Origin of the sequence: Pseudochelatococcus sp. (assembly GCF_050946405.1) — a bacterium.
GTDB lineage: Bacteria > Pseudomonadota > Alphaproteobacteria > Rhizobiales > Beijerinckiaceae > Pseudochelatococcus.
Genome location: NZ_JBMNUS010000005.1, coordinates 98,998 through 112,148 on the forward strand (window position 1 = coordinate 98,998; position 13,151 = coordinate 112,148).

Consider the following 13,151-nt stretch of genomic DNA (forward strand, 5'->3'; position numbering starts at 1 on the left):
GCGTTGCCGAACAGGATGGAAAAGGTGACGGGATCGTAATAGCGCAGGATTTCGCGAACGAAGTCCGCAAGCGAGAGGCCGATGGCGTTGGCCCACGCCTCATAGCGGTCCGGTGGAATGCGCCCGTGTCCCGTCTCGATCTGTGAAATGAATGTATAGTATTCAACGCCCAGGATATCCGCCAGTTGCCGCTGGGACAGGCCGGCGCTTTCGCGGCGCTCCTTGAGCCACCGCCCACCGACGCGGCGCAGTTCCTTTGTGTCCGGCGTTTGACGTTGGTTCGTATACATCCGCGCCTCACAAACAACTGAAAATTATAAAACGATGTCCCTGATTCCAGGGGGTAAAAGAATTTCTCTATCAGCTTCTGGAATGGATCATTTCACTTAATCATTCTTTCACTGTAAGCGCGTGAATTTTCCGGCGCGGCAGGTTCGTGGCGTTCATGTGCTTTATTTTCAACGTATTACTTCATTTTTGAGATCGGTACAAGTCTCCTGAACCGTCCTGTGCGCGGGAGGCAAGCCGGAAGGCGCTACGGGTGCGGAGAGGAAAGCGCCGCAGGCGACATGCGCGTGAGGCGTGGCAGCGCTTCGGCGATCAGCGCCGGCAATTCGGCCGTATACAGCGCGCTGTCGAGTGCCGGCGAAACGGCCGTGAATGTCTTGTCGATCCGGGCGACATGCAGGATCAGGGCGCCGGTGCGCGCGTCGCAAAGGGCGAACCACGCATCGCCTTCGTCGGAAACGCCCCAGCCGGCGTCGACGTCGAATCCGGCGCTTCCCAATGTGTCGGCGGCATCGCGCAGGATGGCCAGTTCGGCGCCGCTCCAGCCCGACCAGTGGCAGAACGGATGAGGAAGAAGGACATCGCTGCTCATGGCGCGCCACTCATATCGTGTGCATTGATGATATATAACACATTAGTCATTTTATATCAGTATAAAAAAATCATATACAAATTTATGAAAAATATATCAAAATTTGTATTTTTCATATTAGAAATTAATAGTCTAAATATTTATTGATATAGACATTTATTTGTTATCAAAAATATGACATATGTCATGAAATGCTCATCGATTCGATGCGTGTATAAATCGTCTTTGCAAGGATATTTGCTTGCGGGAAAATTTTGATATTTGTTAGTGAGAAAAGTGCCGGCAATTTCATATGCATTAAATGATTTTCTATTTAATAGTGACGTTTTTGTTAATGCGTGGGGCGTACATGCGCAACGTTATTTTGGTTGCAATGTCTGCGCCCGATTGCGGCTATTGCGCTGATGGCGTGTTTTCCCGTATGTAAGAGGCATCGTGCAGCGCGCGTCAGGCGGGCGGCGTCGTCCTTGCGCGGGCGGCGGCGATGCAGGGTGCGCGGTCGCGGGTTTCCGATGCGCGGTCGGGAGCCGGAGGTCTGGACAGCAGGAACCGTTCCAATATGGCAGTCGATATCGCGAAATTCCGGGATCAGGTCGGGCGCTGGACCGCAGGCGTCGGCGATGCCGTGGCGTCACTCTTTTCCCGCGCCTCGGGGCAGGAGGGGGCCGGCAACGGAGCGGTCGTCGCCGGTGCGGGGCGTTCCGCGCTGCGTCCGGGAGAAAACGCTCTCGACCTTGCCTTCCGCGCGGCGCGCCCGGCCATTCTCACGGCGGTGTTCTTCAGCCTGTTCATCAACGTGCTGGCGCTCGTCGGCCCGCTCTACATGATGCAGGTCTACGACCGCGTCCTGTCGAGCCGCAACGTCACCACGCTGCTGCTGCTGACGCTGATCGTCGCGCTCCTTTACATGACGGCGTCCGTGCTGGAGACGGTGAGAACGCGGCTTCTGGTGCGCGCCGGCCTCGCGTTCGACGCCGAGGTGCAGACCGAAGCGTTCGACGCCGTCCAGCGCGCCACGGTCCAGCAGCCCTCCCAGGGGCATACGCAGGTGCTGCGCGACGTCGATACGGTGCGCGAATTCTTCACCGGCGCCGGCATCATCGCCGGGTGCGACCTGCCGTGGGTGCCGGTCTACGTGATCGTCGCCTTCCTGATGCATCCCTGGTATGGCGTGTTCGCCATCGTCACCTGCATCATTTCCGCGATCCTCGCCATCGCCAACGACCGCGCGACGCGGCCGGTGCTCGACAAGGCCACCAAGGCGTCGATCGCCGCTTCCGGCAAGGCGGCGGCCACTTTTCGCAATGCCGAGGTGCTTCAGGCCATGGGCATGGTGTCCCGCCTGCGCCACCGTTGGGAGGAAAGCCGCCATGCCGCGCTCGGCTGGCAGGCCCAGGCTTCCGACCGCGCCGGCTACCTGATGTCGGCCAGCCGCTTCAACCGCATGTTTTCCCAGAGCCTCATTCTGGGCATCGGCGCCTATCTCGCCATCAATCGCGAGATCTCGCCCGGCATGATGATCGCCGCCTCGATCATCGTCGGGCGCTGCACGCAGCCGATCGAACTCGCGATCGGCAACTGGAAGGGGTTCGTGGGTATGCGCGGCGCTCTCAAGCGGGTGCGCATGCTGTTGACGGCGGTTCCGGCCGGCCCGGCCCGCATGCGGCTGCCCGACGCCAAGGGCCAGCTCGTGGTGGAAAACCTGGTGGTGCGCGCTCCCGGCCGGGATCTGCCGGTGCTCAAGGGCGTCTCGTTCGGCGTGCGCGAAGGCACCGTTCTCGGCATCATCGGCCCGAGCGCGGCCGGCAAGTCGAGCCTGGCGCGCGCCATCGTGGGCGTCTGGCCGGCCATTGCCGGCGCCGTGCGCCTCGACGGCTCGGATCTCAAGCACTGGGATCCCGAGCAACTCGGCCAGTCGCTCGGCTATCTTCCGCAGGATGTCGAGCTGTTCGGCGGCACCATCGCCGAGAACATCGCCCGCTTCGATTCTCCCGATGAGGAGAAGGTTGTCAGGGCGGCGCAGATGGCGGGCGTTCACGAGATGATCCAGCATCTGCCGCAGGGTTACAACACCCAGATCGGCGACGGCGGCCATGCGCTGTCGGGCGGGCAGCGCCAGCGCGTCGGGCTTGCGCGGGCCATCTACGGGTTGCCGGCGCTCATCGTGCTGGACGAGCCCAACGCCAATCTCGACGCCGCCGGCGAACAGGCGCTGATGAACACCATTCGGGCGTTGAAACAGGCGCGCAGGACGGTTGTGCTCGTCACCCACAAGACCAATATACTGACGTTGTGCGACGCGATCCTCATGGTCTCCGACGGGGCTGTGCAGGCGTTCGGCGAGCGCGATGAGGTGCTGGCCCGCGTCATGGGGCCGCGCGTCGTGGCGCAGCCGTCGGTCGGCACCCAGCAGCCGGGCGGCGGGCAGGGCAAGCCCCCGGCGGTGCCCGGCGCCGGGCAGGCGGTGGCCAAGGGTTGACGCGGCCGGTGATGGAGACGGCCTCGCACGGATTGCGGGCGGACGGTGTCCGGTGGAGAAGGTATCAGGATCGTGAGTGAAAAAGCGCCCCATATTTCCAGCGACTACCGGCCGGTGGCCCGCTTTGGCTACACCGTGATCATCCTCACCTTCGGACTGCTGGGCGGCTGGGCGGCGTTGGCGAACATCGACAGCGCCGTGGTCGCTACGGGCGTCGTCTCGGTGGAGGGCAAGCGCAAGGCCGTCCAGCATCTCGAAGGCGGCATCGTGCGTGAGATCAACGTGAGCAGCGGCAGCCGCGTGGAGCAGGGGCAGGTGCTGTTCCGGCTCGACGCGACCAGTTCCGACGCCAATTACGCGGCGACCCGGCGTCAGCTCGATGCGATGCTGGCGCTTGAGGCGCGGCTTTTGGCGGAGCGCGACTTGCAGAACGCCATCACTTTTCCGGCGGAATTGACCGCCCGCGGCGACGATTCCGAGGTTGCCCGCGCCATCGCCGATCAGGAAGCCCAGTTTCGGGAACGCCGCGCCTCGCTCGATGGTCAGATCGACGTGATGAAGACCCGCGTCATCCAGTACAAGTCCGAGATCGAGGGGCTCGACCGCGAACGTCAGTCCGCGATGCAGCAACTTTTCTTCATCGATGACGAACTCGTCGGCGTGAAGGCGCTGGCCAAGAAGGGGCTGGTGTCGAAGACGCGCGAATCCGCGCTGGAGCGCGAGAAGGCGCGTCTCGACGGCATCGTCGGTCGCAATCAGGCCGACAGCGCCAAGGCGGCCAACGCCATCAGCGAGATGGAAATCCAGATCCGCCAGGTCCAGCAGGAGTTTCAGGAGCAGGTCAGCCAGAATCTCGCCGACACCCGGCTGAAGCTCGGCGACCTTCAGGAGCGCATCCGCGTCGCCAGGGACGTTCTCCGCCGCATCGACGTCACCGCGCCGCGCTCCGGCGTCGTCCATAACCTGAAAGTATTCACCCTGGGCGGCGTCATCCGTCCCGGCGACACGCTGCTGGAAATCGTGCCCGAAGACGACGACCTCGTGGTGGAAGTGCATATCGACGTGACCGACGTCGACCGGGTGTTCACCGGGCTGGGCGCCGAGGTGCGTTTTCCCGCGTTCCATTCCCGCACGACGCCGCTGATCATGGGTACGCTGGAGGATATTTCCCGCGACCGCCTGATCGACGAGAACACGCGCATGCCCTACTTTCTGGCGCAGGTCGCGGTTCGCAATACCGATGTGCCCGAGGATCTCAAGGCGCGTCTGCGGCCCGGCATGCCGGCCGAAGTCATCTTCCCCACCGGCGAGCGCACGGTCCTCGATTATCTGACCCGTCCACTGACGGAAGCGATCACCACGTCATTCCGCGAGAGGTAAGGCATCAATGTCACAATTCATCGCCATGAACCGCTTCAAGGTGGAGAAAGGGTCGGAAGCCGCCTTCGAGGAAGTCTGGCTGTCCCGCGATGTCCATCTGCATGAGGTGCCGGGTTTCGTCGAGTTCCACCTGCTGCGCGGCCCCGAGGCGGACGACCACACGCTCTACTCGTCGCATACGGTGTGGCGGTCGAAGGCGGATTTCGAGGCATGGACGCGCTCCGAGGCGTTCCGGGCCGCCCACCGCAGCGCCGGCGATCGCAAGCCGCTCTATCTCGGGCATCCGCAGTTCGAAGGTTTCGAAGTCATTCAGACGGTGACCGGCGACGACACGGTGGCCAAGCCTGCCGGCTGATCGCCGATCACGCGGATGGTGAACACGCGCCCGCCTTCGGCGGGCGTATCCTTTTCCAGCTTGTGTCCCGTCTCATGCACGAGGTGGGGAATGTCGATTCCCGCCAGCGGATCGGTGCATGAGACGACGAGCAGCGTGCCGGGCGCCGCGCGCGCCAAAGCCTTGCGCGTGCGCAACACGGGCAGCGGGCATTTCAGCCCGCGCAGGTCGAGATGCACCTGCGCGTCGTGCGTTTCCTGCAATGGACGCGCCGGATTCATGCCGACTACTGCCCCCGTCCGGCGCTGGCGGCGAAGCGCACGGCTTCCTCCGCCGCGCGGAACTGCGCGCGCGCCTTGTTGATGCATTCCTGCAATTCGCTCTCGGGATCGGAATCGTGCACGATGCCCGCGCCGGCCTGCACGGACATGCGTCCGTTTCTGATGATGGCGGTGCGCAATACGATGCAGGTATCCATGTCGCCCCCGGCGCTGAAATAGCCGATGCAGCCGGCATAGGGGCCGCGCTTGTGCTTTTCCAGCTCGTCGATGATCTCCATCGCCCGCACCTTGGGCGCGCCGGAAACGGTGCCGGCCGGGAAACCTGCCGCCAGCGCGTCGATCACGTCATGCTTCGGATCGAGACGTCCGACGACGTTGGAGACGATGTGCATCACCTGACTGTAATATTCGAGATAGAAGCTGTCCGTCACCCGCACGGTGCCCGTCGCCGAGACGCGTCCGACATCGTTGCGGCCGAGGTCGAGCAGCATCAGATGTTCCGCCCGCTCCTTGGGGTCGGCGAGAAGCTCCGCCGCCAGCGCCGCGTCGGCCGATGGCGTCTCGCCCCGGCGGCGGGTGCCGGCGATGGGGCGCACCGTGACTTCGCCGTCCGCCACCTTCACCAGAATTTCGGGGCTGGAGCACACCACCTGAAAATCGTTGAAGTCCAGAAAGGCGAGGTAGGGAGAGGGGTTGGAGCGCCGCAGCGCCCGATAGAGCGACAGCGGCGGCAGGGAGAACGGCGCGTCGAAGCGCTGCGACAGCACCACCTGAAAGATGTCGCCGGCCTTGATGTATTCCTTGGCGCGCGCCACCATCCGGCGGAAGTCGTCGGGCGCGGTGTTGGAAACGGGTTCCGGGACCGCCAGCGCCGCGGCGTCGACGGGCTGGTCGTGCGGCAGCGGCGCGTCCAGCGCCGCGATGGCTTCCTCGATCCGCGCCACGGCCGCCTCGTGGGCCTGCCGCGCGCTCACGCCGGGAAGCGGACGCACGGGCGTTACCAGCGACAGCGCGTCGGTGACGGAATCGAACACCGCGATGAGCGTGGGGCGCACCATCACCGCATCCGGCACGCCGAGCACGTCCGGCGGCGGGGCGGGCAGGCGCTCCATCAGCCGCACCATGTCATAGCCGAGATAGCCGAACACGCCCGCCGCCATGGCCGGCAGGCCGCGCGGCAGGTCGAGGCGGCTCTCCGCGAGCAGGGCGCGCAGGCTTTCGAGCGGCGGCCGCGGATCGGCCTGCGGCGCGCCGTCCGTTCGCTCGACGGCGACCGCGCCGTCACGGCAGCGCCAGACGATATCCGGGTTGAGCCCGATGATGGAATAGCGCCCGCGCGCCGCGCCGCCCTCCACCGATTCCAGCAACAGGGAGGGGCCGCGCGCGATGGCCCGCAACTTGAGGAAAGCGGCGACGGGCGTTTCGAGATCCGCGACCAGCGTCGTACTGACGACGCCGGGCGCGCCCGCATCGTAGGCGGCCCTGAAGGCGTCGGAAAAAAGCATGTCGGACATGTCGTCATCCTGAACAGCATGGGCACCGGACCGGAAACGGAGATTGCTTCGTCAACAGATCCGATGCAGGACAAACGTCTGAAGCTGCATCCGGCTTTAGCTTCTCTCCCGTTTTAATCGAAACGGGAGAGAAGCCGGATTTCTTTGTTTTGAGCGAATTCCCGTCGGTCAAATGATTCCATCTGATCGGAAAGCGCTCCGGGTCGAACGCCGCCCGGGATCAGAGCCCGGCGGCGCCCGCGCCGGTGGCGGCCCGCAACGCCTGCTCGTTGAATGTCGGCTTCAGTTCCGCCTGCCGCCATGCGACGTATTCGGCCAGCAGATCGTCGGCGAGCGCCGTGCCCAGTTGCCGGGCCAGTGCCGCCGCCTGCGGCGCATCCGCCGCGAAGGGCAGCGTGGCCGCCTCCGTCACCAGGAACACGATGCGCCCGCCGGGCAGGGCGGCGGAACCGGCCTTGCCCTTGTGCGTGGCGAAGATCTGCTGCACGGCGGCGGGCGGCAGGCCGCCGGTCTGGCTGTTGCGGGCAATGTCGGCGACGGCCGCGATCGGCGCGGCAAGCGCGCCTTCCGGCAGCGTCGCCACGATGTCCTCGAACGCCTCACCCTTGTCGAGACGCGCCACGATGTCGCCAGCCACCGTGGCGAGCCGGTCGGCGACAGCTTCGGTGCGCCAGCGTTTCACCGCGTCCTCGCGCGCCTCGGCGAAGGTGCGGTCGCGCGCGGGGGTGACTTCCGTCACGTCGAACCAGACATAGCCGGCGCCGGTGCTGGTCTGCCGGCGCAGCGGGGCGTTGTCCGCGCCGATGTCAGAGGCGAAGGCCGCGCCGAGCAGATCGGCCCCCGTCGCCAGATCCGGCACGGGGTTACCGGCAGCGTCCCGTCCGCTGCCGTCGACCGCGGGGATCGTCTGGAGCGGGAGCCCGTTCTCCTTCGCGATTTCCGCCAGCGGGCGGGCGGAGGCGCGGGCATCCTCGATAGCATCGTGCAGGGCGTTCACGGCGGCGCGCGCCTCCTCGATGGCGATGGCGAGGCGCACCGACTGCTCGACCTCGCCGAAGGACTGCACGGACGGCGGCGTGATCGACACCACGCGCGCGATCACGCTGCCGAAGCGCCCCTGCACAGGCGCGGTGACGCCCGGTGCGTCGAGCGCGAAAGCGGCCTGCGCCACGGCCGGATCGAATACTTCCTCGCGCGTGACGAGGCCGAGATCGTAATCGGCCTCCGCCACGCCGCGCCCGGCGGCGACAGCCTCGAACGTCTCGCCCGCATTCAGGCGCTCGTGGGCCGCCGCGGCTTCGCCCGCATCCTTGAACACGATCTGTTGCAGGTGGCGCGTCTCCGGTGTCCCGTAGCGGCTTTCCTTGTCGGCCTCGTAGCGGGCCAACGCCGCCTCGCGTGAGACGTTTTCAGGTTTCGCCAGCGTTTCGGGCTCGATGGAAAGAACCGAGAGCGCGCGAAATTCCGGCAGCCGGAACACGCTCTTGCGTTCGTTGAACCAGCTTTCCAGCGTGGCGTCGTCGGGGTCTGCGATCGGGCCCGCCGCCTGCGCGGTCAGCGTGGCATAGCGCGCCGCGCGCCGTTCCGCCGCGAAGCGGTGGAAGGCTTCCTGCATCGGCCGGATGGCGGCCACGTCGCCGGCGACGCTTTCGGCGAACTGGCGGCGCGGCAGCACGGCGCGCTGCTCGTCGACGAAGGTCTGTTCGGAGATTCCGGCGTTCCGCAGGGCGGCGTCGAAGGCGGCGCGGTTGAAGTTGCCGGCGGAATCGCGGAATTGCGGCTCGCGCGTGACGATATCGACGATGGTGGCGTCGGGCACGGCGAGCCGGAACGCGTCGGCTTCGGAATCGAGCACCGCCTGGCCGACGAGCTGGCCCAGCACCTGCCGGTCGAGCCCCAGCGCCCGCGCCTGCTCCGGCGTGACGGGCGTGCGGAGCTGGCGTTGCAGCGCCTGCAACTGGTTGAGATACGCCTCCCGCATCTGCTCGGTGGAGATGGTGCGCGCGCCGACGGTGGCGACGGTGTTGCCGCCCGGATTCGTAACCCAGTCCGCCACGCCCCAGATGGCGAAAGAGAGAATGAGCAGCCCGAACAGGACTGTCGTGAGGGCTTTGCCGAACCAGTTGCGGCCGGCGTTGCGGAAGAGCTGGAGCATGGGTCTTGCGGTCGTCCCGAACAGGGTTGGCGTGAAGCGATGAGCGAATCCCGATCGACCGGATGAGCCCATCCGATCGGAAAGTGCTCTAGCGATAAAGCGGAAACGCCGAAGCCGCAATGCCGAAGCCGCAATACCCCTTGTGCCGTCCCTCACCCGGCCGGCTGCTCCTTGCGGCAGACGACCCAGATATCGAGCTGGCCGCACCGCGCCCTGTGGGGCACATAAGCACGGATCTCCTCGTCGCTGAACTTTTCGCGCACGAACACATAAGCCGCCGTGTCGGGGTCGGATGCGGCGATCTCCGCCGCCGTCGCATCGCAATCGGCGCTGTAGCGGGCGATGGAGCCGGTGGTTATATTGTAGCCCCCGCCGGCGGCGATGACCTGCAACGGCAGGATTTCCCGCGACCAGGCGTTGCACAGGAATTTCGGAAAGACGTGCATGGTCTTCACCCCGTCGAGCGCCGCGCGCCAGGCGACCGGGTCGGCGGGCGTGAACGGCGGGCGCCGCAGGGCCTCGCGAACCCCGGCGAAATCGGGATTCAGCACCGCCGCTTGCAGCGCGACGACCACGGCGAAACCGAGCAGGGTGCGCGCCTGCACGGCCGCCGTCGTCCGCGCCACGGCGAAAAAGACCAGCGCATACGACACGATCCAGAACATGCGGCCGGACGAGCGGAAAGTGCCGAAGATCGGCACGAGGAATGCGGGTTGCGGCCAACTCGCCACTTTCAGCGTGCCCGCGTAAATCTTGTTGGACAGCGCGTAGAGGAAACAGGCCAGCAGCGCCAGAATCAGATACCGCCCGAAAAGAGGGCGGCTCTCCGACGCCGCGGGGCGCGAGAAGAGCGCCACGGCGATGAGCGCGATCAGGCCGGGCCCGAGGTAATTGTAGCCCTCATATTGCCCCGTCGTGCCGAGCCAGTCGGTCGGCAGGTTGATGAGCGGCGCCAGCAGGTTCATCGAGTAATAGCCGAAGCCGTCGTTCTGCACGGCGTTGCCGAGCGATGTACCGAGCATCGGCGGGAAGGTAAGCAGGAGAACGGCTATCGGAATCGCGTGCGCCGCCAGCGTCGCGCCGCGCCGGGTGCGCCGGAAGAGGTCGAGTGCGCAGGCGAGCAGCACCGCCGCGACCATCGCCGCGAGATAGAGATGGATGTAGAAGGACGCCGCCAGCAGCAGCGACCAGCCGACGATGAGCGCACGCTCCCGCCGCATGCTTCTGAAGTAGAGACCCAGCGCGAAGATGAGCAGGAAATGCGCTTGCAGCGCCAGATGCCCCATGCGCGCGGCAAGCGAAGGCATCAGCACGCAGAAGAACACCGCAAGCCCCAGCGCCGCCCAGTTGCCGGGGCGGATCTGCGATATGGCGAACCACGCGGCAACCCCTTGCATCATATAGCAGAAAAGCAGCCAGTAGCCGAACGGGTTCTCCGGCACGGGCACGACGAGCGCGGCCGCCTTCAGCGTCAGCGCCATGACCGGAATGGCGTCCACGAAGGTGACGACCGTGCCGTGCGGCCAGTCGAGCGACGGAATGGACAGCAGCGGCCAACCCCACGGCGCATGCAGATAGGCGGTGAAACCTGATTGATACTGGGCGATATCCTCGATCTGGTTCTGCCAGTAACCCGCCGTGCCCGCGATGTAGCCCTCGGGCGTCAGATAAAAGGCGAACGCGAAGCCGAACAGCGCCGACAGGACCAGCCCGGCCGGGCCGGAGGCGCCGCCGGTCGGTATCATCTTGGAAAACATGGCTATTTTCGACTCCCGCGAACCAAGACGATACGCGCCCCGCTAGATGAGGCCGTGATCGGCGAAATCCTGCCGGTGGCCGATGGTGGATATCATGTATTCCCCGTCGATCGACCAGCTATGAGCATGGAAAACATCCTCCGGCTCATCTATGGCGGTCGTATCGACAAATATAATCGTCTTGTTTATTTGTATCATTTCGATGGATGACGATTTTTCAAGAAAATAGTATACGAATTTCTTGGCCGCGTCGTCGTAAGTATCCAGCCACGGCGGCAGGAAGGGCTTGCCCGCTTGTCCTGCGGTATCGGCGCCCGCGCCGGTCGATGCGCCATCGTCCGTCTCGCCGGGCTCCGGTTCGCCCGTCCGCGCATCACCCGTCTCCGGTTCGCCGGTCTCGGAGTCGGCATCGACGGGGAGGGTGGCGTCGGCATCCGAATCGGCGGGAACCGTCGGCACGGGCGCATCCTGCGGCTTGCCCGGGGCGCCGGTTTCCGCTTCCCCGGCGGTCTTCTCCGGCGCTCCTTCATCCGCATCCGCATCCGTATCGCCCGGACGCGCCGGCAAGGAACCGGCTTCATCCTCGACGGCGGGGAGAGCATCCGCGTCGAGGGGCGAATCGCCGGCGGTCGTCAGCGGCTTGCCGGCCGCCGGCGACACGTCCTTGTCGTCCGTCGCAACCCCGGAAGCGGTCTTGTCTGCCGCCGTACCCGTCTTGCCGCCATCGCCGGCTGTCGCATCCGTCATCGTGTCGTCGAGCGCGCTGGCCAGCACGATTCCGGTCGCGCGGCTGTCGAGTTTCGAAACGTCGAAAGTCGCGGAAACCTCGACGCCGCCGAGCTTGTAACCGTTGACGTCGCCCAGGTGTCGCGCCGCTTGCGCGACGAGGGACTGAACATCCGACAGCGCGGCCAACTGAAGCTGAGTGATGGCGCCTGTGGCAAAGGAACCCGCGGCGATCGGCGTCGCGGGCGCTTCCGTTGTCGGTTTCATCGGGATATCGGCCGGGGAGGGTGTTTGCGCGGCCGAGGAAAGCACTTTGGGCGCGGTTTCGGTCGACGCCTTCGATGCCGTGTCCGCCGCCGTTTCCACCGGCTCGCGCGTCGCCTTGGCCATGCTCTCGGCGGGTGCGGTCTGCACGGCCGTCACGACGGTTTCGGTGGCGGCAGCCTTTTTCGGAGCCTCCACCGGGGCGGGCTTCGCCGGTTCTTCCGTGCCGGCGGCCGGGCTTGTCTCCGTCGCCGGCACGGATGCCGCCGCCTCGCCGGTGAAAGCTTCCGCCGGCGACGTCGCCCATGCGGCGGCGATGAGGGCGCCGGCAAGATCCGCCGCCGGCAATTTGAAGAGCTGCGCGGGCAGAAGCGCGCCGGGCACGCAGACGTTGCCGGCCTCCGCCGCGCCTCCGCCGATGTCGGGGCCGGGCCGGGCCGGGCGGGTGAACGATGCTTCCGCCTCTCCCGAGGCGGCGGAGCCGGAGGAGGCGGGCGCGTCGTCCCGATCGGCGGGGGGCGCTTCGACGCGATGGCGCGCCTCGGCGTCGTCCCGCACCAGGGCGGGAGCCATGTCCGGCTTGATGTGGGCCGTCCCGGCGCCAACCTTGGCGAGCGGCAGGGAGGAGGGGCTGTAAAGGCCGTAGGTGACGGCGATGGCGGTGAGGCTCGCGGCGAGGCCGGCCGCGCCGGCGGCGCCGTAATGGCCGAACAGCCGTTCGTCGGCGCCGGCGATTCGCGCGGCGGGGCGTGCCGGCCCCTTCAGGCCCGCGGCCGCCGCCAGATCGGCCGCATCCTTGCCGATATCCCCTCCGCCGGCGTCTTCCGCATTGGGGAAAGCGGGGAAAGCGCCCGATTCCGCCGCGTCGGCCTCCGCGGCTCCCGCCTCCACGGCCTTTATGACGGCGGCCTGCGCGGCGCCGTCCGAATCCGTGGCGAGATAGAGCGACCAGATCAGCGCCGCCAGCATCACCGCCGGATGCATGCGCGCCGCCATGTCGCGCTGGCCCGGCCGCAGTTGCACGACATTGCCGGCCGGCGCGCGCGCCGCCACCACCTGCGCGAATCGGTCGATGATGTCGGGAAAGCTGTCGCCCTCGATGGCCGTATCGAGGCCGGGGCTGTCGAGCACATAGCGGCCGTCGATGCGCGCGAGATGCACGAAGACGTCGTGAGGCCCGCGGCAGAAGGCGAACCACGGATCGCCCTCGTCGGTCAGCCCGCGGTCGGTCTCGATGCGGACGTTCGCCTGCACGAACAGCGCCTCGACGCGGTAGAGGCCGGCCAGTTCCTGATTGGTCCAGTCGCCCGCCGACGGTGCGTCCGCGCGCTTCTCGCCGGCCGGCGAAGGGGACCGGAAGGGCAGAATGTGAGCCATCGGC

The 13,151-nt window shown here is 66.2% G+C and carries 9 protein-coding genes and 1 pseudogene; 3 read left to right on the top strand and 7 right to left on the bottom strand.

The features are described 5' to 3' along the window. Window positions 1–71: 71 nt before the first annotated feature. Window positions 72–290: pseudogene (locus ACOYJQ_RS09595) on the bottom strand (helix-turn-helix domain-containing protein); the annotation flags it as partial. Between the two features lie 245 nt (window positions 291–535). Then, window positions 536–880, bottom strand: coding sequence for a hypothetical protein (locus tag ACOYJQ_RS09600; RefSeq protein WP_433457979.1), 345 nt, complete (start codon window positions 878–880; stop codon window positions 536–538). Between the two features lie 559 nt (window positions 881–1,439). Here ACOYJQ_RS09600 and ACOYJQ_RS09605 point away from each other — a divergent pair. The 3 genes from ACOYJQ_RS09605 to ACOYJQ_RS09615 all read left to right on the top strand — a co-directional run bounded on the left by ACOYJQ_RS09605 (window position 1,440) and on the right by ACOYJQ_RS09615 (window position 5,094). After that, entirely contained in the window at window positions 1,440–3,359 is a 1,920-nt protein-coding gene (locus tag ACOYJQ_RS09605; RefSeq protein ID WP_433457980.1) for a type I secretion system permease/ATPase, read from the top strand. A 72-nt stretch (window positions 3,360–3,431) separates the two neighbouring features. After that, a complete protein-coding gene (locus ACOYJQ_RS09610) occupies window positions 3,432–4,739 on the top strand; it encodes an HlyD family type I secretion periplasmic adaptor subunit (RefSeq protein ID WP_433457981.1) in 1,308 nt (435 codons plus the stop codon). A 7-nt stretch (window positions 4,740–4,746) separates the two neighbouring features. Next, window positions 4,747–5,094 (top strand): antibiotic biosynthesis monooxygenase family protein, encoded by a 348-nt coding sequence (locus ACOYJQ_RS09615; RefSeq protein ID WP_433457983.1) that lies wholly within the window; start codon window positions 4,747–4,749, stop codon window positions 5,092–5,094. Here the strand turns inward: ACOYJQ_RS09615 and ACOYJQ_RS09620 are convergent. From ACOYJQ_RS09620 to ACOYJQ_RS09640, 5 genes are all read right to left on the bottom strand, one after another. Next, complete coding sequence (locus ACOYJQ_RS09620; protein WP_433457985.1) at window positions 5,049–5,354, bottom strand: sulfurtransferase TusA family protein; 306 nt, start codon at window positions 5,352–5,354, stop codon at window positions 5,049–5,051. The genes ACOYJQ_RS09615 and ACOYJQ_RS09620 overlap by 46 nt on opposite strands. Window positions 5,355–5,359: 5 nt before the next feature. Continuing rightward, window positions 5,360–6,868 (bottom strand): anthranilate synthase component I, encoded by a 1,509-nt coding sequence (gene trpE, locus ACOYJQ_RS09625; RefSeq protein ID WP_433457987.1) that lies wholly within the window; start codon window positions 6,866–6,868, stop codon window positions 5,360–5,362. A gap of 220 nt (window positions 6,869–7,088) precedes the next feature. Further along, on the bottom strand, window positions 7,089–9,023 hold the full coding sequence (locus tag ACOYJQ_RS09630; protein ID WP_433457988.1) for a SurA N-terminal domain-containing protein: 1,935 nt from the start codon (window positions 9,021–9,023) through the stop codon (window positions 7,089–7,091). Window positions 9,024–9,175: 152 nt separating this feature from the next. Continuing rightward, the gene (locus ACOYJQ_RS09635; RefSeq protein ID WP_433457989.1) at window positions 9,176–10,780 is read right to left on the bottom strand and encodes a DUF6311 domain-containing protein; all 1,605 of its coding nucleotides are present in this window, start codon (window positions 10,778–10,780) and stop codon (window positions 9,176–9,178) included. Window positions 10,781–10,822: 42 nt separating this feature from the next. Continuing rightward, window positions 10,823–13,147 carry a hypothetical protein gene (locus tag ACOYJQ_RS09640; RefSeq protein WP_433457991.1) on the bottom strand — a complete coding sequence of 775 codons (2,325 nt, stop codon included), beginning with the start codon at window positions 13,145–13,147 and terminating at the stop codon, window positions 10,823–10,825. Between the last annotated feature and the right edge of the window lie 4 nt (window positions 13,148–13,151).

Bases quoted from the DNA above. Each gene is read 5' to 3' on its own strand.
- ACOYJQ_RS09600 (WP_433457979.1), bottom strand. From the start codon at position 880: ATGAGCAGCGATGTCCTTCTTCCTCATCCGTTCTGCCACTGGTCGGGC.
- ACOYJQ_RS09605 (WP_433457980.1), top strand. From the start codon at position 1,440: ATGGCAGTCGATATCGCGAAATTCCGGGATCAGGTCGGGCGCTGGACC.
- ACOYJQ_RS09615 (WP_433457983.1), top strand. From the start codon at position 4,747: ATGTCACAATTCATCGCCATGAACCGCTTCAAGGTGGAGAAAGGGTCG.
- ACOYJQ_RS09620 (WP_433457985.1), bottom strand. From the start codon at position 5,354: ATGAATCCGGCGCGTCCATTGCAGGAAACGCACGACGCGCAGGTGCAT.
- trpE (WP_433457987.1), bottom strand. From the start codon at position 6,868: ATGTCCGACATGCTTTTTTCCGACGCCTTCAGGGCCGCCTACGATGCG.
- ACOYJQ_RS09630 (WP_433457988.1), bottom strand. From the start codon at position 9,023: ATGCTCCAGCTCTTCCGCAACGCCGGCCGCAACTGGTTCGGCAAAGCC.
- ACOYJQ_RS09635 (WP_433457989.1), bottom strand. From the start codon at position 10,780: ATGTTTTCCAAGATGATACCGACCGGCGGCGCCTCCGGCCCGGCCGGG.
- ACOYJQ_RS09640 (WP_433457991.1), bottom strand. From the start codon at position 13,147: ATGGCTCACATTCTGCCCTTCCGGTCCCCTTCGCCGGCCGGCGAGAAG.